General features: G+C 72.9%; 19 protein-coding genes and 3 tRNA genes. 9 read left to right on the top strand and 13 right to left on the bottom strand.

Annotation, left to right across the window (positions count from 1 at the left end):
- Positions 1-46: 46 nt before the first annotated feature.
- The 6 genes from AC0QU1_RS03555 to AC0QU1_RS03530 form a co-directional block, all read right to left on the bottom strand.
- Positions 47-469 (bottom strand): MaoC/PaaZ C-terminal domain-containing protein, encoded by a 423-nt coding sequence (locus AC0QU1_RS03555; protein WP_483574380.1) that lies wholly within the window; start codon positions 467-469, stop codon positions 47-49.
- Positions 466-993 (bottom strand): FAS1-like dehydratase domain-containing protein, encoded by a 528-nt coding sequence (locus AC0QU1_RS03550; protein WP_483574379.1) that lies wholly within the window; start codon positions 991-993, stop codon positions 466-468. The genes AC0QU1_RS03555 and AC0QU1_RS03550 overlap by 4 nt, the downstream gene beginning before the upstream one ends.
- A gap of 24 nt (positions 994-1017) precedes the next feature.
- Positions 1018-1188, bottom strand: coding sequence for a 50S ribosomal protein L33 (gene rpmG / locus AC0QU1_RS03545; protein ID WP_483574378.1), 171 nt, complete (start codon positions 1186-1188; stop codon positions 1018-1020).
- Positions 1189-1270: 82 nt separating this feature from the next.
- Positions 1271-1347 (bottom strand) — tRNA-Met (locus AC0QU1_RS03540).
- 85 nt (positions 1348-1432) lie between these two features.
- Positions 1433-1505: transfer RNA gene (locus AC0QU1_RS03535), tRNA-Thr, on the bottom strand.
- Positions 1506-1660: 155 nt separating this feature from the next.
- Positions 1661-1742, bottom strand: a tRNA-Tyr gene (locus AC0QU1_RS03530).
- Between the two features lie 126 nt (positions 1743-1868).
- Between AC0QU1_RS03530 and rarD the strand changes: the two genes are divergently transcribed.
- Entirely contained in the window at positions 1869-2771 is a 903-nt protein-coding gene (gene rarD, locus AC0QU1_RS03525; RefSeq protein WP_483574377.1) for an EamA family transporter RarD, read from the top strand.
- Between the two features lie 205 nt (positions 2772-2976).
- Here the strand turns inward: rarD and AC0QU1_RS03520 are convergent, their stop codons facing one another.
- Both AC0QU1_RS03520 and AC0QU1_RS03515 read right to left on the bottom strand, forming a co-directional pair.
- Positions 2977-5169 (bottom strand): SGNH/GDSL hydrolase family protein, encoded by a 2193-nt coding sequence (locus AC0QU1_RS03520; protein ID WP_483574376.1) that lies wholly within the window; start codon positions 5167-5169, stop codon positions 2977-2979.
- Positions 5170-5171: 2 nt separating this feature from the next.
- Positions 5172-5837, bottom strand: a complete 666-nt coding sequence (locus AC0QU1_RS03515; RefSeq protein ID WP_483574374.1) for a polysaccharide deacetylase family protein — start codon at positions 5835-5837, stop codon at positions 5172-5174.
- Between the two features lie 112 nt (positions 5838-5949).
- On the opposite strand from AC0QU1_RS03515, the gene AC0QU1_RS03510 reads away from it, so the two are divergent.
- The 5 genes from AC0QU1_RS03510 (at position 5950) to AC0QU1_RS03490 (ending at position 10790) form a co-directional block, all read left to right on the top strand.
- Complete coding sequence (locus tag AC0QU1_RS03510) at positions 5950-6630, top strand: response regulator (RefSeq protein ID WP_483574373.1); 681 nt, start codon at positions 5950-5952, stop codon at positions 6628-6630.
- A 13-nt stretch (positions 6631-6643) separates the two neighbouring features.
- Positions 6644-8215 carry an ATP-binding protein gene (locus tag AC0QU1_RS03505; RefSeq protein WP_483574371.1) on the top strand — a complete coding sequence of 524 codons (1572 nt, stop codon included), beginning with the start codon at positions 6644-6646 and terminating at the stop codon, positions 8213-8215.
- Entirely contained in the window at positions 8208-8693 is a 486-nt protein-coding gene (locus AC0QU1_RS03500; protein ID WP_483574370.1) for a hypothetical protein, read from the top strand. Before AC0QU1_RS03505 ends, AC0QU1_RS03500 begins: the two co-directional genes overlap by 8 nt.
- 143 nt (positions 8694-8836) lie before the next feature.
- Positions 8837-9769 carry a sigma-70 family RNA polymerase sigma factor gene (locus tag AC0QU1_RS03495; protein ID WP_483574369.1) on the top strand — a complete coding sequence of 311 codons (933 nt, stop codon included), beginning with the start codon at positions 8837-8839 and terminating at the stop codon, positions 9767-9769.
- 154 nt (positions 9770-9923) lie between these two features.
- Entirely contained in the window at positions 9924-10790 is an 867-nt protein-coding gene (locus AC0QU1_RS03490) for a carbohydrate kinase family protein (protein WP_483574367.1), read from the top strand.
- A 52-nt stretch (positions 10791-10842) separates the two neighbouring features.
- Here the strand turns inward: AC0QU1_RS03490 and AC0QU1_RS03485 are convergent, their stop codons facing one another.
- From AC0QU1_RS03485 to AC0QU1_RS03470, 4 genes are all read right to left on the bottom strand, one after another.
- The gene (locus AC0QU1_RS03485; protein WP_483574365.1) at positions 10843-11715 is read right to left on the bottom strand and encodes an HAD family hydrolase; all 873 of its coding nucleotides are present in this window, start codon (positions 11713-11715) and stop codon (positions 10843-10845) included.
- Positions 11712-12134, bottom strand: a complete 423-nt coding sequence (locus tag AC0QU1_RS03480; RefSeq protein ID WP_483574363.1) for a type II toxin-antitoxin system VapC family toxin — start codon at positions 12132-12134, stop codon at positions 11712-11714. Before AC0QU1_RS03480 ends, AC0QU1_RS03485 begins: the two co-directional genes overlap by 4 nt.
- Entirely contained in the window at positions 12131-12370 is a 240-nt protein-coding gene (locus AC0QU1_RS03475) for a type II toxin-antitoxin system Phd/YefM family antitoxin (RefSeq protein WP_129788432.1), read from the bottom strand. The genes AC0QU1_RS03480 and AC0QU1_RS03475 overlap by 4 nt, the downstream gene beginning before the upstream one ends.
- A gap of 142 nt (positions 12371-12512) precedes the next feature.
- Entirely contained in the window at positions 12513-13133 is a 621-nt protein-coding gene (locus AC0QU1_RS03470; protein ID WP_483574362.1) for a TetR/AcrR family transcriptional regulator, read from the bottom strand.
- A 97-nt stretch (positions 13134-13230) separates the two neighbouring features.
- Here AC0QU1_RS03470 and AC0QU1_RS03465 point away from each other — a divergent pair, with 97 nt between their 5' ends.
- From AC0QU1_RS03465 to AC0QU1_RS03455, 3 genes are all read left to right on the top strand, one after another.
- Positions 13231-14730 (top strand): DHA2 family efflux MFS transporter permease subunit, encoded by a 1500-nt coding sequence (locus AC0QU1_RS03465; RefSeq protein ID WP_483574360.1) that lies wholly within the window; start codon positions 13231-13233, stop codon positions 14728-14730.
- Between the two features lie 146 nt (positions 14731-14876).
- Complete coding sequence (locus AC0QU1_RS03460) at positions 14877-15311, top strand: YybH family protein (protein ID WP_483574358.1); 435 nt, start codon at positions 14877-14879, stop codon at positions 15309-15311.
- 167 nt (positions 15312-15478) lie between these two features.
- Positions 15479-16396, top strand: coding sequence for an AraC family transcriptional regulator (locus tag AC0QU1_RS03455; protein ID WP_483574357.1), 918 nt, complete (start codon positions 15479-15481; stop codon positions 16394-16396).
- 104 nt (positions 16397-16500) lie between these two features.
- On the opposite strand, the gene AC0QU1_RS03450 is transcribed toward AC0QU1_RS03455, so the two are convergent.
- The gene (locus AC0QU1_RS03450) at positions 16501-17514 is read right to left on the bottom strand and encodes a patatin-like phospholipase family protein (RefSeq protein ID WP_483574355.1); all 1014 of its coding nucleotides are present in this window, start codon (positions 17512-17514) and stop codon (positions 16501-16503) included.
- Positions 17515-17632: the final 118 nt, after the last annotated feature.

Genomic DNA, 17632 nt, shown 5'->3' with positions numbered 1-17632 from the left:
CGTCAGAGCACCGTTGTCGAGCCGACCCGACCCCGCCGGGAAGAAGTCAGAGGCGGACGAGGGCCTGGGTGCGGCCCAGGACCTTGGCGCCGTCGACCGTGACGGTGAGGTCGATGCGGACGGTGCCCGCCTCGGCGTCGATGGCGCCCACCGTTGCGGTGACGTCGACCGAGGCGGTGCCGGGGTTGGGCACCTCGACGGGCTTGGTGAACCGCGTCTGGTAGTCGACGACGGCGCCCGGGTCGCCCGCCCAGTCCACGACCAGGCCCACGACGGTGCCCATGGTGAGCATGCCGTGCGCGATCACGCCGGGCAGGCCGGCGCCCTCTGCGACCTTGTCGTTCCAGTGGATCGGGTTGAAGTCGCCGCTGGCGCCCGCGTACCGGACGAGGGCGGCGCGGTCGAAGGTGACGGTGCGGCTACCGATCACTTCGCCGACGGCGAGGGCCGTGAGGTCGGGGCGGGTCATGCGTCCGCACCCCGGATGGCGATGGTCGAGGTGACGGTGGCGACCGGCTCGCCGGGGGGCTCGGTGGCGGGCTGCTCGGCGGCGGCCGGAGGTTCAGCCGGGGCTTCGGTGCCGGCCGGAGCCTCGGCGTCGGCCGGAAGGGCGAAGATCTCGCAGCGCGTGGTCACCGTGCTGATGAGACCGCGGGAGACGATCCGGTCCACGTGCAGCACCGTCGTGAGCTCGTCGCCGGCGACGATCGGGCGGTGGTGGGTGAAGCGCTCGTCCGCGTGGACCACGCGCGAGAAGTCCACCTCGGCGGCGGGGTCCTCGATGTACTGCGCCTCGGCGCGCTGGGCCACGATCACGGCGAACGTGGGCGGGGCGACCAGGTCCGGATAGCCGGCACCCCGCGCCGCCACGAGGTCGTGGTGCGCGGGGTGCGTGGCACCGACGGCGGCGGCGAACTCGCGGATCTTCTCACGGCCTACGGAATAGGGGGCGTTGGCCGGGTAGACCCGGCCCTCGAAGTCAGCGTTCGCCACGTCGGTGTGAGCTGGCGGCGAGACTCAGCGAGTCTCGCGGTGCGACGTGTGCTTGCCGCAGCGCGGGCAGAACTTCGACAGCTCCAGGCGGTCGGGGTCATTCCGGCGGTTCTTCTTGGTGATGTAGTTCCGCTCCTTGCAGTCCACGCACGCCAGCGTGATCTTCGGGCGGACATCCGCGCTCTTGCTTGCCATGGCTCTCACCTCCGCGCCTCGAAGGGAGGCGCCATGTGTCTACTCGTCGTCCGGCACGGGACGCCGAACAGATGTACTTGCTTGGTAGCGAGGGCGGGGCTCGAACCCGCGACCTCACGATTATGAGTCGTGCGCTCTGACCAGCTGAGCTACCCCGCCGCGCGTGACTGAACGCGAGGCCGTCCGCCGTTGATCCCCATCGGCTGGCCGATGGGCTGGTGAGACGACCCCGCGTCGATCACAGAGCCCCGAAAGGGAATCGAACCCTTGACCTTCTCCTTACCATGGAGATGCTCTGCCGACTGAGCTATCGGGGCAGCGAGGAAGACTCTACATGCCCTCCGGCCTGGCGTGAAATCGAATCTGGTGTGAAGTGCGCCGCCTCGCCCGGCGGCCCGCACCGGGACCCCGGCGTCCCGCATGGGAACGAGAACGGGGCGCCATCCGCATGGATGACGCCCCGTCCGGTACGTGGCTGGTGAGGGATTCGAACCCCCGAAGGCTGAGCCGTCTGATTTACAGTCAGATCCCTTTGGCCGCTCGGGCAACCAGCCGTGAACGGAGCCAACCATAGCCCCCCACGGGCCCCCGCGAGAAATCGAAAAGGCGCCCCGACCGGGTGACGAGGCCCACAGGGCACGCCGCGGTTCGGGCCTGCACACGCGGCCTATCGTGACGCCGTGACACAACACCGCGATCGCTGGGGACTGCCGCTCGGGATCGGCGCTTTCGGCATCTGGGGCGGCATGCCCCTGTTCTTCCCGCTGCTCGAGCCCGCGGACGCCCTGGAGATCGTGGCCCACCGCATCGTGTGGAGCCTCGTGTTCTGCCTGATCGGCCTCGCCGCCCTGCGGCAGCTCGGCGACTTCCGCGCTGCGCTGCGCTCGCCCCGCACCCTCGGCACCCTCGCGGCGGCGGCGGTGCTGATCGTCGTCAACTGGACGGTCTACGTGTACGCCGTCAACACCGACCGGGTGCTCGACGCCGCCCTCGGCTACTTCATCAACCCCGTCCTCACGGTGCTGCTCGGCGTGCTCATCCTGCGCGAGCGGCTGCGGCCCGCGCAGTGGGTGGCGGTGGGCTGCGGCGTCGCGTCCGTCGTCGTGCTGTCCACCGGGCTGGGCGGGCTGCCGTGGATCTCGCTGGCCCTCGCCCTGTCCTTCGGCTTCTACGGGCTCGTGAAGAACCGGGTGGGCCGCACCGTCCCCGCGCTGCCGGGTCTCGCGGTCGAGACCGTCGTCGCCACGCCGCTCGCGCTCGGCTACCTGGTCTGGCTCGGCAGCGCCGGGACGTTCACCGGCCACGGCGTCGGGCACGCGCTGCTGCTCATGTCCTCCGGCATCGTGACGGCCCTGCCGCTGCTGCTGTTCGGCGCCGCCGCACGCCGCCTGCCGCTGTCAGTGGTCGGCATGCTGCAGTACCTGGGCCCGGCCCTGCAGTTCCTGGTGGGGCTGTTCGTCTTCGGCGAGCACATGCCGCCCGCGCGCTGGGTCGGGTTCGTGCTGGTGTGGGTGGCGCTCGTGCTGCTCACCACGGACGGGATCCGCCAGACCCGGCGGGCGCCCCGGCCAGGCCTGGCCTGACGGCGAGGTCGGCAGTTCGCCCGGCGAGATCGGCAGTTCGCCCGGCGAGGTCGGCAGTTCGCATCGCCAAGTCGGCAGTTAGCATCGAGATCGGCACAGGCCTAGACCGATCTCGATGCTAACTGCCGACCTCACGAGAAAGTGCCGACCTCACGGACCGACCTCGCGGCAAAGTGCTGGACCTGCGGCAGCCCCTGGAAGCCCGTCAGCAGCCCTTGAAGCGGTCGTCGGCCGCCCAGCCGGCGTCGACCCACTCCTGCGGGTCCGCCGGGGTGAAGCCGGAGTACCGCTGGTCCAGCTCGTCCAGGAGCCAGCCCGCGAACCGGGCGGCGCCCTGCTGGCAGGCGTGGATGCCGTCGGCACTGCGGTCCGGCCTGCCGTCGCGTATCCGCTGGTAGGTGTCGCCCCACACGACGGCGCTGTCCAGCACCACCGCCCGGCGGCCCGACCCGGCGGCCACGTCCCGCGCGACGTCGTCCGTGCGGTCGAGCTCGGCCATGTGCGGCGCGTAGAACTCGTCCGGCCGGATCGGCGGGAACGGCACGAACACCACCTCGGCTCCGGCTCGGGCCGCCGTGTCGACCAGCCGCTGGTAGCCGGCGTGCTGCTCCTGCTCCGTGCCCCAGTCGTACGTGGTGATCTGGTAGACGATCACGTCCGGCTTGGACGACGCGACGGCACCGGGCAGGTCGGCCCAGGTCGACTCGGCGATGGGCCCGACCACTCCGCCGCCGCCGTCCGACGCGATGGACTCCAGGGTGAGGCCGCTCGCCGTCATCGCGGCGTCGAGCGGCAGCGCTTCCCCCGCCGCTATCGAGTCGCCCATGAACAGGACGGTGGACAGGTCCCTGCCGGAGTCACCGCCCGAGCCGCCCGCCCCCGAGCCGCCGGCTCCCGGCTCGACGGCGCCGGACCCGGCCCCGCCGACGGCGCTTGCGTCGACCTCCTCGACGGCCGGCCGCGGCGCGACCACCCAGAACAGGGCCAGTGCGGCCATCGTCGCGACGAAGGCGACCACACCGGATCGCCCCCTGGCCCACCCCGCCCGGAACCGCACCGGGTTCTCGACCAGGACGGTGGACAGGGCGGCGAGCGCAACCGAGACCGCGCAGACGATCGCGGTGCGGGTCCACCCGGTCAGGCCGAGCCGATCCTCGGACAGCAGGAGGAAGACCGGCCAGTGCCACAGGTACAGGCTGTACGAGACCAGGCCGAGCCACCGGAGCGGCCGCCAGCCGAGCGCGCGGGCGACCACGCTGCCCGGCGCCTGGACGCAGAGCACCACCAGCAGGGCGGCGAGCAGCGAGTGCGCGAACAGCCCGCCCTGGAACAGCCACGGGCTGCTCTCGCCGTCGGCCACCCACCACAGGGCCGCGAGGACGACGACCAGCAGGGCCAGAACCATCCCGGCCCGCCGGCCGACCAGCCGCTGCACGGCCCGCCGTACCGGGCCCGTCGCCATGAGGGCGCCCAGCATCAGGGAGAAGGCGCGGGTGTCGGTCCCGGTGTAGACGCGGGTGGTGTCGCTCGGGTCGACCAGCAGCAGCATGAGCGCGAGCGATGCCACGGAGACGAGGGCCGCGATCCAGGCGACCCGGGTCTCGGCCCGCCCTGTCTCGGCCCACCCCATCTCGGCCCGCCCCGTCTCGGCCCACCCGACGCCCCCGTCGGGCCACGCCCGCCGCGAGCGCCCCGAGCGCCCCGCGACGAGCAGCACCAGAACCGGCCACACCAGGTAGAACTGCTCCTCGACGGCGATGCTCCACAGGTGCCCGAAGACCCGGTCCGCGCCGAACCCGTCCCAGTAGCCCGCCGACTCGCCGAGCAGGTGCCAGTTGACCAGGTTGGCCTGCACCCACGGGCCGTCGGAGAGCGCGGACCGCCACAGGTCGCCGTCGGCCACGGCCCAGGTCAGCAGGGTGACGACGACCAGCAGCGTGGCCAGCGCGGGCAGCAGGCGGCGGGCCCGCCGCCCCCAGAACTCGGTCAGCGACACGGTGCCGCTGACCCGGAGCTCGCGCAGCAGCAGGTCAGTGATCAGGTAGCCGGACAGGGCGAAGAACAGGTCGACGCCGAGAAAGCCGCCGCCGAGGTGGCCCGCGTGGAACAGCAGCACGCCGAGGATCGCCACGCCGCGCAGGCCGTCCAGGGCGGGCAGGTGCGGCCGGCGTGCGGTTCCGCCCTTGTCGCCGGCATCGTCCCGCGTCTCGCCCGCGTCGCCCCGCGTGTCACTGGCGTCGCCACGCGTGTCGGCAACGTCGCCACGCGTGTCGGCAACGTCGCCGCGCGTGTCACCGGCATCGCCCCGCGTCTCGCCGGTGTCGCCACGCACGTCGCCCGACGGCGCCGGAAGCGCGCGCGCCCCGCCGTCCGCCGGTCCCGTCATGACCTGGTTCATGCTCAGCACCCCGGGACGGCATCGAAGGTGAAGCCCGCCGCGGCCAGCTCGGGGAGCGCCGCCCGGAGCGCCTCGACGGTCTGTGTGCGGTCGCTGCCGCCGTCGTGCATCAGCACGACGGCGCCGCTCGGCGCCTCCAGCAGGCTGGCGGCGATGGCGCGAGCCCCGGGCCCGGTCCAGTCGGCGGTGTCGACGTTCCAGAGCACCTGCCGCATCCCGCGTGCAGTCAGGTCGGCCACGACCGTGTCGTCGGTGGCGCCGTACGGCGGCCGGACGCACGGGCTGTCGGAGCCGAACCGGCCGAGCAGCTCGGCGGTGTGCCCGAGCTCCTGGTCGCGGCCGTCGGTGTCGAGCGTGGTGAGGTCGTCGTGGCTCCACGTGTGGTTGGCGAGCACGTGGCCCTCCGCCACGATCCGGCGTCCGAGGTCGGTGTTCCGGGCGAGGTTCTGGCCGAGCGCGAAGAAGACGGCCTTGGCGTCGTGCTCGCGCAGCAGGTCCAGGATCTCGACGGTCTCGTCCCCTGGACCGTCGTCGAACGTCAGGTAGAGCACCTTCTCGTCGTTGCCCGCCGCCGCGGCGGGGCCGAGGGCGCTGTACGCCGTACAGCCAGCCGTGGCCAGCAGCAGGGCCGCGACGGCGAGGGTCAGGAGTCGTCGTGTTCTGTTCATGCGGCCCACGCTCCGGCGCCCGCGTCCCGGCGCCGTCGTCGTCATGTCGCAACCGTGTCGCAGGCGGCGCGACGGCGTGGCTGGGCCCCGGGGCGTCCTCGATACTGGAGCCATGCCCCGCATCCTGTTGATCGAGGACGACCACTCGGTCCGGATCAGCCTCGCCAAGGCGCTCGGCAGGTACGGGCACGACGTCGCCGCCGCCGCGACCGGTGAGGAGGGCCTCCGGCTGTACCGCGAGCAGGCGGCGGAGCTCGTCGTGCTGGACCTGATGCTGCCGGGGATGGACGGCTTCGAGGTGTGCCGGCGGGTCCGCGCCGCCGGGACCGTGCCGATCATCATGCTCACCGCCCGCGGCGACGACGTCGACGTCGTGAGCGGCCTGGAGGCCGGAGCCGACGACTACGCCGTCAAGCCCGTCGAGCCCCGCGTCATCGACGCCCGGATCCGGGCGGTGCTCCGGCGCGGGGCCTCGGACCGGGCAGGGCAGGCCACCGCGGCCTACGGCGATCTCGTGATCGACCGCGGCGCGATGACCGTGACCCGCGCCGGACACCCCGTGGCGATGACGCCCACGGAGCTGCGGCTGCTGCTGGAGCTCTCCGGCTCGCCCGGCCAGGTGCTGAGCCGGCAGCAGCTCCTGGAGTCGGTGTGGGAGCACAGCTACCTCGGCGACTCGCGGCTGGTGGACAACGGGGTGCAGCGCCTGCGCGCCAAGATCGAGGCCGATCCGGCGGCCCCCGTGTACATCCAGACCGTGCGGGGCTTCGGCTACCGGTTCGGGCCGGTGTAGGCCTCTGGACGGCATGAGCGGCGAGGCCGGGGCCCGGCCCCGGATCTGGCGGCCCAGGAACTGGTGGCCCAGGAGCCTGCGCGCCCGGGTGGTCCTCGCGTTCGTGCTGGTCGCGATGGTGGCCGCCACCGCGGCGTCCGCCGCCGGGTACGCGGCGGCGCGGGCCTCGCTCGTCGACGAGACGCAGCGGCGCGCCGTCTACGCCGTCCGCGACCAGGTCACGCGGCTGGCGCCCGAGGTGGCGTACCCGCCCGACCAGGAGGCCCTGGACCGGCTGCGCACCTCGCTCGGCCAGGACTCGATGGTCACCTTCGGGGAGCTGACGTCGGCGTCGGGCAGCGCCCTCGGCCTGATCAGCGACGAGCTGCGGGCCGACGTCGCGGCGGGCGACCGGTTCGCCGTGCAGCGCGTCGTCGACGACTCGGGCCCCAAGCTGGTGCTGGCCACCCCGGTCCTGCTGACGGGCGTGGACGGCAGCCGGCGTGACTCCGGCATCGAGGTCTACGTGGTGCAGGACCTCGCCCCGACCGAGGAGCAGCTCGACCAGTGGACGCGCGTGGTGGCGCTGACCATCGGGGGCGCCCTGCCGCTGGCCGTCGTGCTCGCGCTCCTGGTGTCCCGCAGCGTGCTGCGGCCCATCCAGCGGCTCGCGCACAGCGCCAACCAGCTCGCGGAGGGAAACCTCAGCACCCGCCTGACGCCGTCCGGCCGGGACGAGCTGGCGGACCTGGCGTCCACGTTCAACGACACGGCCGCGGCGCTGGAGCGGTCGGTCGGCGAGCTGCGCGACCGGGAGGCGGAGGCGCGGCGGTTCGTCGCGGACGTCTCGCACGAGCTGCGGACGCCGATCATGGCGCTGACCTCGATCATGGAGATGCTGGAGGCCGACGCGCGCGACCGGTCGCCGGAGGAGCTGGAGCTCGCGACGATGGCCGTCGACCGGACCCGGAAGCTGTCCCGGCTGGCCGAGGACCTGCTGGAGCTCTCCCGGCTCGACGCGGGGGCCGTCGAGCTACGGCTGGAGCACGTCGACGTCGCCCACGTCGTCGCCGACACCGTGCGCACGCGGGGGTGGGACGGCGTGGACGTCGTCGCGCCGGGGCCGGTACCCGCCCGGGTCGACGTGCGCAGGCTGGACATCTCCGTCGCCAACCTCGTGGGCAACGCCCTGCGGCACGGCAGCCCGCCCGTCGTCGTCGAGGTGCGAGCGGAGGCGGACGACGTGGTCGTCGTGGTGACCGACCACGGCCCCGGGCTGCCCGAGGGTGTCGCCACCGACCGGCTGTTCGGCCGCTTCTACAAGGCCGACTCGTCCCGGACGCGGTCGGACGGCAGCGGGCTGGGCCTCGCGATCACGCTGGTGAACGCCCGCCTGCACGGCGGTGACGTCTCCGCGCGCAACAGCGCGGGCGCCGGCGCGCGGTTCGAGCTGCGCCTGCCCCGACGGTTGGACCAGGACACCGGCGTCGGACCGGAGAAACGGACCGGCCGCGGGCCGGACGAAGGGCCCGGCCGAGGATCAGCCGGACGGCCCGGCCAAAGGCCGAGCGAGCCACACGGGGAGGAGAACGATGCGCATGCATAGATCGGCCCCCGCCGCCGCGGCGGCCCTCGTCCTGACCGTCGGAGCGCTGACCAGCGGCTGCGGCGTCGGGCCCAGCGGCGTCGAGGACGGCGGCGAGGCGCCCACCGGGCTGGCGGCGGGTCCAACGCTCTACTTCGTCGACGCCGCGGGGCGGCTGCAGCCCGACCCCAGGAGCACCGGCCGCCTTGGCACGGTGCTGGGGGCGATCCAGCTGCTCGTCGCCGACGCCGACCCCACGGCGGCGGGCCTGCACAACGAGGTGCCGACGACCGCCACGCGGACCGTGGTGGAGGACGCCGGGGACTACGTGACGATCTACCTGCCCCTGCGCCGCGCCGACATCAGCGACGTCGGGGTCGACCAGATCATCTGCACCGCCGCCGCCGTGGTCGCCGCCTCGGGCCGGGACGTCGACGGCGTGGTGATCTCCGTGCGGCCGACGCACGGGGAGGTGGTCACCCGGCCCTGTCCGGTCTGAGCGGGGCGCCGGAGCCGGGCCGGTTCGGCCGCGGCGCCAGGGCCGGGCATGCCTGCGAGCGGCGCCCGCGCCGCGCGGCTCGTCACATCGGCGCCCTGCGCGCCGTCATCCCACCGACGGCCACAAGAACGAGGATGTGACAGATGACCCCCGACGACCTCGCGCTCGCCTTCGAGCAGCACCGCCCCCGCCTGCGGGCGGTGGCCTACCGGATGCTCGGCAACCCGGACGACGCCGACGACGCGCTCCAGGAGGCCTGGCTGCGCCTGAACCGCACCGACGCGACGAGCATCGACAACCTCCCGGCCTGGCTCACCACGGTCACCGGCCGGATCTGCCTCGACATGCTCCGCTCGCGGTCGACCCGCCGCGAGGACCCGTTGCCGACCGGCCGGCCCGACGACCCGGCGCCGGAGATCCTGGACGAGGGCGCCCCCGACCCGGAGCAGGAGGCCGAGCTGGCCGACGTCGTCGGCGTGGCGCTCCAGGTGGTCCTGGAGAGCCTGGACCCGGCCGAGCGCCTGGCGTTCGTGCTGCACGACCTGTTCGCCATCCCGTACGAGCAGATCGCGCCCGTGCTGAGCCGGTCGGTCGCCGCGACGCGGCAGCTCGCGAGCCGCGGGCGGCGCCGGATGCAGTCGGGGCTCGCGGCGCAGTCCACCACGCAGGACGACGGGCCCGCCGGCGGGGCCCGCACCGACCGGCAGGTGGTCGAGGCGTTCCTCCTGGCCTCTCGCACGGGCGATCTCGCGGGGCTGCTGGCCCTGCTCGCACCGGACGTGGTGCTGCACGCCGACCAGTCCGCCGTCGAGGCGGCCGCCGCCAACGCCGACCAGGGCGCGCCGCTGCTGGCCCGGGAGATCCGTGGTGCGGCAGCGGTGGCGGAGTCGTTCCGCGGCCGGGCGAAGCTCGCGGTGCCCGCGCTGATCGACGGCTCGGTCGGGTTCGCCGGGGCGCCGGGCGGCATCCCGCGCTTCGTGTTCACGCTCGTCGTGCACGAGGGGCGGATCGCCGCGATCGACCTGACGGCCGAGCCGAGCGCCGTCGAGGGCATGCACATCGTGCTGCTCGGCTGAGCCGGAGCTGCGGCGCAGGGTGCGGGCCGAGGAACGAAACACGCGCCCGGGATCGCGGGCTCGGCCGAGCTGAGCAGAGCCGGACGGCGCCTCCGGAAGCCCGGGCCGGGCGGCGCCTTCGAGCGGGACGCCGTCAGGTGGCAGGGTTATGCATATGGATACTCCTCGCACCGTGGTCGCCGGGCCGGCGACGTGGAACACGATGGTCCGGCTCGACCGGCTCCCCGAGCCCCGGCCGCACACCGTGTTCGCCCGCGGGTCCGTGCGCACGCTGGGCGGCACGAGCGCGGGCAAGGTGCTGCACCTCGCCGACCTCGGCGTGCCCAGCACGCTCGTGGCCGACGTCGGCACCGACCCCGAGGGGGACCTGATCCTCGCCGCGCTGCGCCGCGCACGGGGTGCCGAGGTGCTGGCCCGCCGGGTGGTCGGCGCGTCGGAGCAGCACCTGAACCTGATGACCGACGCCGGCGAGCGGCTCTCGATCTACCTCGCGGTCCCCGTCGCGTCCCCTGCGCCCGATGCCGCCGCCGTCGCGCGCCTGGCCGCCGCCGAGCACGTGGTGCTGGACCTGGGCGCCGTCGGGCTGAGCATGCTGCCCGCCGCCGTGGCGAGCCGCGCGACGCTCTGGACCGACCTGCACGACTACGACGGCGTCGCCGAGTTCCACCGGCCGTTCGCCGAGGCGTGCTCGTACGTCTTCCTCAACGACGACGGCACGGACGACCACCTGGCCCTCATGACCGCCCTGCTGGACCGCGGGGCGAGCACGGTGGTGTGCACGCTCGGCGCCAAGGGGGCGGTGGCACGCACCGCGGAGGGCTGGTTCGAGTGCCCGGCCGAGCCCGCGGAGGTGGTCGACACCAACGGCGCGGGCGACGCGTTCTTCGCCGGGTTCTTCGCGGCGCACCTCGCCGGCGAGGGCACGGCGGAATGCCTCAGGGCCGGCGCGCGCCAGGCGACCCGCGCCCTCGCCAGCAAGCACCTGAGCCCGCTGCTGGACGACGACGCGGGCGGCCGCTAGCTGTACTGGCCCGGGACCTGCGCGCCGCGCTAGCGCGGCGCGGCCTCCGTGGCTAGCCCGCCGCGACCTTCAGCACGGCCGCCAGCTCCTCGGCCACGCCGTCGGCGTCGTGGTGCCCGACGACGGCGTCCGCGCAGGCCAGCACGTCGCGGTGGGCGTTGGCGACGGCGATGCCCCGGCCCGCCCAGGTGAGCATCGGCAGGTCGTTGGGCATGTCGCCGAAGGCCCAGACGTCGGCGGGGTCGACGCCGAGCCGCGTGCACCACCGGGCCAGCGCCGCGGCCTTGTCGACGCCCGGCGGCATCAGCTCGGCCAGGCCGACGGCGCCCGAGTACGCCAGGTGCGCGTAGTCGCCGACGGCGGCGCGCACCGCGGTGAAGAACGCCTCCTGCGCGGCCCGGACCTCCTCCGGCGGGTCGACGACGATGCCCGGCGGCGGCACGTGCGCGGGGTCGAGCGCGAGGATCTTGGACACCGGGCCGCGAGCGCCGACCGTGCCCAGCGTGTCCTCGACGGGCACCGACCACAGGCCGAGGTCCAGCGCCGGCTCCCGGTTCGGGTAGTGCGGGTCGAACGCGACGCCGTCGGGCCGCTCGAAGGCGAGGGCGGCGTGCGGCAGCGCGGCCCGGATGCCGCCGACCACGGCGCGCACGGCGCCGTCGTCGAAACCGCAGGTGTCGAGGGTCTCGCCGGAGGCGAGGTCGAGCACGCACGCCCCGCCGATGCAGATGACGCGGCCGTGCGCGCCCACGGTGTCGGCGAGGTGGGTCAGCCAGCGCGGCGGGCGGGCGGTCACGAAGACCACCTCGACGCCGGCCGCGTCCAGGTCGGCGAGGACCTGGCGGGTGCGGTCGGAGACGGTCCCGTCGCTGCGCAGCAGCGTGCCGTCGAGGTCGGTGGCGACGACGCGGGGCAGGCGGGTCACGACCGGTCCCACGGGTTGACGAACGGGATGGCCATGGGCTCGAAGTCCGCAACGTTGCGTGTCGCAAGGGTCAGACCGTGTACGTGCGCGGTCGCCGCGATGAGAGCGTCGTGAGCAGGCCGACGATCAGGCACATGGAGCCGAGCCGCAGCATCAGCCACGGCCTGGTCGACGTCCAGCACTCGCCCCAGGTAGCTGGGCAGCACACTCTTCTCCAGCCAGGCGTCCAGAATCTCTGCCTGCCGAGCGTCGTGCCGCCGCTTGGACTCGATGCCGGCCCGCAGCTCCAGCACGGTGATGACCGAGAGCGAGGTATCCGACGGCGACAGATCTCCGGCCCAGTCGTTGAACTGCTCCGAGCGCCGTTCAGCGGGCTTCCGGAGCTCGGACACGACGTTGGTGTCCAGAAGGAACTTCACCAGTCGATCTCCCGCGTCGAGCCCTCGGGACGCACCGGTTCGAACTCGATCTCGTCCGGCATCACGAACGCGTCCGCCAGACTGACGTCGGTGCCCGTGAGCCGCTGGTAGTCCGCGAAGGTGAGTAGCACATGCGACGGCCGACCGTGGTCCGTGATGACCACCGGACCGCGGGCGGCAGCACGCTTGACCGCACTCACGTCGTGATTCAGCTCGCGAGAAGTGACAACGCTCATCCACGACCACCCCCAATGTAGGTACGTACCTACATCCTACGTTGTATGCGACCGAAGGTACAGAGCCACGACCTGTCGCCGGCGAAGGCAAGCACTCACGAAGATCAGACCGAAGAGGGCCGCGCCGTTGACGTGCACCAGGTCAGGCGGCGCGCAGTCCGGCGGCGGGCAGGACGACGCCGTCGATGCTCCAGAGCAAGAACTCGCGGTCGACGGGCTTGCCCAGCACGAGCACGTGGTAGGTGACCATCGCGGGGCCGATCATGCACAGCCGCTCGACGTCCGCGTCCGCGGGGATCTCGCCGCGGTCGATCGCGCGCCGGAAGAGGATGCGGTTGACGGACGCGCGCGGCTCGATCATGGCGTCGCGGGCCGCGGCGGCGAGCTCCGGGTTGCGCGCGATCATGGAGGCGATCCCGGCCATGACCTTGAGCTTGCGCTCGCTCTGGCGGATGCTCGGCGTCTTGATCATGGCGATCAGGTCGCCGCGGAGCGTGCCCGTGTCCGGCAGCGCGTCGAGGTCGATGTCGCGCGACTTCATGCACACGACGGCGTCGAGCACCAGGTCGGCCTTGGACGGCCACCTGCGGTACAGAGTCGCTTTCCCCGCCTTGGCCCGCGTGGCGACCATGTCGATGGTCATCCCGTCGTAGCCCGTCTCGGCCAGGACGTCGAGCGCGGCCTCCAGGATCTCCGGATCGCGGGTGTGGTCCCTCTTGCGCCCGAGGCGCGGTTTCGCCTCGACGTCCTCGATCTGCGTCATCGCAGCCGCCTCCTCCCTGTCCGACTCGACCTTACCGTCAGGTGAATTATTGAACCAGCCATATCCGGAACTCTTCAGTTCCGTATATGGTGGGCGCATGTCCGAAACCTCAGCACCCGCGACCGACGGCCGGCGCTGGATCACGCTCGTCGTGGTCGGGCTCGCCCAGCTCATGGTCGTGCTCGACGCGACAGTCGTGAACATCGCACTCCCCTCGGCCCAGGCCGATCTCGGCTTCACGGACGGCGAGCGCCAGTGGGTGGTCACCGCGTACTCGCTCGCCTTCGGCAGTCTGCTCCTGCTCGGCGGGCGCCTCTCCGACCTCATCGGCCGCAAGCGCACCTTCCTCATCGGCCTCATCGGCTTCGCCGCCGCCTCGGCGCTGGGCGGCGGCGCCACCTCGTTCGACCTGCTCGTGGCCGCCCGGGCCCTGCAGGGTGTGTTCGGGGCGCTGCTCGCCCCCACCGCGCTCGCCGTCCTGACGACGACGTTCACCGTCCCCAGGGAGCGGGCACGCGCCTTCGGCGTCTTCGGCGCCATCGCCGGGGCGGGTGGCGCCATCGGGCTGCTGCTCGGCGGTGTCCTGACGGAGGCCCTCGACTGGCGCTGGAACCTCTACATCAACGTGTTCATCGCCGCGTTCGCCCTGGTCGGCGCTCTCGTCTTCGTCCCGTCCATCGCGCGCAGCGGTCAGCGGCCCAAGCTCGACGTGCCCGGCACCGTGCTCGTGTCCGGCGCGCTCTTCAGCCTCGTCTACGGCTTCTCGAACGCCGAGGCCGAGGGCTGGGAGTCGCCCCTGACGTGGGGCTTCCTCGCCGCCGCCGTCGTCCTGCTGACCGCGTTCGTCGCCTGGCAGACGCGGGCGTCGCACCCGCTCCTGCCGCTGTCGATAGTCCTCGACCGGAACCGCGGCGCCGCGTACATCTCGGTGCTGATCGCCGGTGCGGGGATGTTCGGCATCTTCCTCTTCGTCACCTACTACCTGCAGCTCACCCTCGGGTACTCGCCGATCCAGACGGGCCTCTCGTTCCTGCCGATGATCGCGATGCTGGTGCTCGCCGCGCAGCTCGGCACCAACCTGCTCGTGCCGCGGTTCGGCCCCAAGATCCTGGTCCCTGCGGGCATGACGCTGGGCGCGCTCGGCATGATCGACCTCACGTTCCTCGACGGCTCGAGCACGTACGCGACGAACGTCCTGCCGGGCCTCATGGTCCTCGGCTTCGCGATGGGCACGATCATGCCCGCCTCGATGCAGACCGCCACGCTGGGCGTCGACCGGCAGTTCGCCGGCGTCGCGTCGGCGATGGTGAACACGAGCCAGCAGGTCGGCGGGTCGATCGGGACCGCCCTGCTCAACACCCTCGCGGCCACCGCCGCTGCCGACTACCTCGCGACCCACGCGCCGGTGACCGAGGCGGTCGGCGAGCAGGCCGCGCTCGCCAGCTACGCGACGGCGTACTGGTGGGGCGCCGGGTTCTTCGCCCTTGGCGCCGTGCTGGCGGCCCTGCTGTTCCGCCGGCGCGGTCAGGGGCTCTCGCTCGCGCACACCGAGCCGGCCCCTGCCGAACCGGCCGCGGAGCCCGTGGCCGTCGGCTGAGCCTTCACGACATCGGCTGAGTTGGGCCCGGCCGCCCGTTGCCGCCACGCGGCCCGGGCGGCCGGGCCGTGTCACATCCCAGCGGCCGGCCGCGTCGTCATGGTGAGGCCGGCGCAGGCCGGACCACCGACCGGGAGGACCGGATGATGACCACGCACGACGAGATCGCGCTCCGCCAGCACGCCGCCAGGATCATCGAGGGAGTCGAGGCCAAGGATCTCGAAGCGCTGGAGCGGCTCTACGCGCCGGACCTCGTGTCGTTCGACGTCGAGCCGCCCCTGCAGCACCTCGGGATCGCGGCGAAGCTGAAGAACTGGGCCAACGCCTTCGCGATGTTCGCGGACGTGCGCTACGAGCTGCGCGACCTCACCCTCACCGTCGACCAGCAGGTCGCCTTCGGACACGCCTTCGGCCGGCTCAGCGGCACGCTACGCACCGGCGCGACGACGGACGGCATGTGGGTCCGGGTCACGTACGGCTTCCGCAGGGCCGACGACGGCGGCTGGCTGATCACGCACGACCAGGTCTCGGTACCGCTCGACTTCCGGACGGGTCGGGGGGTGACTGATCTCGAGCCCTGACGCGCCGGCCGGCGTGGGGTCTTGCTGCTCGGTCAGCGGCGCCGCTCGTGCCCCCCATGAGCGTCCGTCACACCGTGGAGACCCACCGTCCCGACACATCGACCGTCCTGTCTGCTTGCACGATCCTCCCGCGCTGGCGAGCATCGTGAATGTGCAAGGATCGCAGCATGAACGGTGGGAACCTCGACGAGCTGCGTACTCTGCTCGCCCGACATGCCCGGCGCGACACCTACACGACGACGCTCGACGACGTCCTGGTCTCGGTGGTCTACCAGTCCGCGCCGCCCGTGCCGTCCATGTCGGGCGTGGTCATGGCGCTGATCGCCCAGGGCGAGAAGCGGATAGCGCTCGGCAGCAGCGTGCACGAGTACGGCCCGGGCCAGTACCTGGTGGCGTCTGTCGACCTGCCCGTGACTGGTCTGTTCACCAAGGCCCGACCCGACGAGCCGGCACTCGGCTTCGGACTCGTCCTCCGGCCGGCCCTGATCGCCGAGCTCCTCCTGCAGGCCGCTCCCGGCGACCTCCCCCCGAGCAGCGCCGCCGCCCCGCCCGGCATGGTGGTCAGCGACGCTCCCGCACCCCTCCTCGACGCGGTCGTGCGACTGCTCCGGCTGCTCGACAGCCCACGCGACGCCGCGGTCCTGGCACCGCTCATCAAGCGCGAGATCCTCTGGCGTCTGATCACCGGGGAGCAGGGCGCCACCGTGCGCCAGCTCGGCCTGGCCGACAGCGGACTCGCCCACATCGCCCGGGCGGTCCAGTGGATCCGGGAGCACTACGCGCAGCCCTTCCGCGTCCAGGACGTGGCGGCCCTGTCAGGCATGAGCGTCTCGGCGTTCCACCGGAACTTCCAGTCGGTGACGGCGATGAGCCCCATCCAGTTCCAGAAGCAGATCCGGCTCCAGGAGGCGCGGCTGCTGCTCGCCACGCGTCCCGGCGACGTGACAGGTGTGGGGCTACGGGTCGGCTACGACAGCCCGTCACAGTTCAGCCGCGAGTACCGGCGCCAGTTCGGCCTGCCGCCGAGCCAGGACGCCGCCCTGCTGCGCGACACGGCTAGCGGCCGCACACCGAGTCTCGTGTAGACCGCTTCCGGGATGGTCCAAGCTCGCCGCCGTCCGCACCGCATCCGGGCCCGCCGCAGTCGTACGGGTCTGGGCCGGGACCAGCCGCTGCAAGCGTCTGGCCCTCACCGCCAGAACTCGCTAAGCCGCTCCGCAACAGCTATCCCCTGGTCATACCCGGCCCGGGCAGCCGACGGACGCAAGGAAACGTCCATCGCATTGACGCCGAACAGGTGCTCCGAGGCGCTGTCCGGAAAGATCGTCTCGACCTTGCTGCCGCGCGCCCGCAACGCCTCGGCCTGTGTCGAGAGATGCATGCCCCAGTCCTCCGGGGTCCGCGTCCTGCCGCCGAACGGCGCCAGCACCAGCACCCGCTGGTATCCGGCCGCCAGGTCGGCGTTCTCGGCGTTGGACCGGTAGCCGCCGTCGATGTAGTGGCCGCCGCCGATCTGGTAGGCGAAGCCGCTGGCACAGCTCGCGGCGACGGCGTCCGCCAGGTCCACGCCGCTGTAGCGGTCGAAGACGACCGGCTCACCGGTCGAGGCGTTGACGGCCGTGATGAGCACCGTTCGTTCCGGCCAGAGCTGGCTGGGCAGCCGCGCGGCGACGGTGGCGCGCCACCTCGTCTGCGCGGAGCCGCCCGACGCCGCGGCGAGTTCGAGCGCCGCCGCGCCCATCCGGCGGCGCATGTCGGCCGGACCTTCGGCGGCGGCGATGATCCTGCCCGTCCGCTCCAGGTGGTCCACCACCGGCCTGGCCGCAGCGCGTCCCCGGTCGGATCCGACCGCGCCGGTCCCGCGCTGAGGCGCAGGCCCGCGCTGAGGCACGGGGGTGCGGGCGGCGGCGAACAGTTCGGGCGGGGTCGCGCCGGCGAGCTGGGCCGCGGCCGTCGAGCCGGCCGACGTCCCGACGGTCAGGTCGGCCGTGGTCACGTCCAGCCCGGCGTCGAACAGGCCGGCGACGACTCCGACCAGCCACGCGTTGCCCGTCGACCCGCCGCCGCCGAGGACCAACGCTCGTTCGCCCGATGCGGGTACCCGCCGGGTGGCGTCGACCTGCGGCTGATCCCGGTCGGACCTCGACCGGTCGGACGCCGTCGTCGGGGTGGGCGGCAGAGCTGAAGAAGATGCTGTGTTCATGGGAGTCGCCTTTCGCGGTTGCCTGGCGGGCGCTCCCGGTGGCGACTAGCTCAGTCGCGCGATCGTGGGCCGCGGGGGAGCACCCAGTGCGGATACTGCGTTCACGGGTCTCACCTCC

The organism is Promicromonospora noduliphila (assembly GCF_056951025.1).
This window is presented reverse-complemented; position numbering and strand designations above follow the sequence as displayed.

Coding starts and splice junctions, on each gene's coding strand:
- AC0QU1_RS03555 (WP_483574380.1), bottom strand. CDS start 469: ATGACCCGCCCCGACCTCACGGCCCTCGCCGTCGGCGAAGTGATCGGT.
- rpmG (WP_483574378.1), bottom strand. CDS start 1,188: ATGGCAAGCAAGAGCGCGGATGTCCGCCCGAAGATCACGCTGGCGTGC.
- AC0QU1_RS03520 (WP_483574376.1), bottom strand. CDS start 5,169: ATGAACCAGGTCATGACGGGACCGGCGGACGGCGGGGCGCGCGCGCTT.
- AC0QU1_RS03515 (WP_483574374.1), bottom strand. CDS start 5,837: ATGAACAGAACACGACGACTCCTGACCCTCGCCGTCGCGGCCCTGCTG.
- AC0QU1_RS03510 (WP_483574373.1), top strand. CDS start 5,950: ATGCCCCGCATCCTGTTGATCGAGGACGACCACTCGGTCCGGATCAGC.
- AC0QU1_RS03505 (WP_483574371.1), top strand. CDS start 6,644: ATGAGCGGCGAGGCCGGGGCCCGGCCCCGGATCTGGCGGCCCAGGAAC.
- AC0QU1_RS03500 (WP_483574370.1), top strand. CDS start 8,208: ATGCATAGATCGGCCCCCGCCGCCGCGGCGGCCCTCGTCCTGACCGTC.
- AC0QU1_RS03495 (WP_483574369.1), top strand. CDS start 8,837: ATGACCCCCGACGACCTCGCGCTCGCCTTCGAGCAGCACCGCCCCCGC.
- AC0QU1_RS03490 (WP_483574367.1), top strand. CDS start 9,924: ATGGATACTCCTCGCACCGTGGTCGCCGGGCCGGCGACGTGGAACACG.
- AC0QU1_RS03475 (WP_129788432.1), bottom strand. CDS start 12,370: ATGAGCGTTGTCACTTCTCGCGAGCTGAATCACGACGTGAGTGCGGTC.
- AC0QU1_RS03470 (WP_483574362.1), bottom strand. CDS start 13,133: ATGACGCAGATCGAGGACGTCGAGGCGAAACCGCGCCTCGGGCGCAAG.
- AC0QU1_RS03465 (WP_483574360.1), top strand. CDS start 13,231: ATGTCCGAAACCTCAGCACCCGCGACCGACGGCCGGCGCTGGATCACG.
- AC0QU1_RS03460 (WP_483574358.1), top strand. CDS start 14,877: ATGACCACGCACGACGAGATCGCGCTCCGCCAGCACGCCGCCAGGATC.
- AC0QU1_RS03455 (WP_483574357.1), top strand. CDS start 15,479: ATGAACGGTGGGAACCTCGACGAGCTGCGTACTCTGCTCGCCCGACAT.
- AC0QU1_RS03450 (WP_483574355.1), bottom strand. CDS start 17,514: ATGAACACAGCATCTTCTTCAGCTCTGCCGCCCACCCCGACGACGGCG.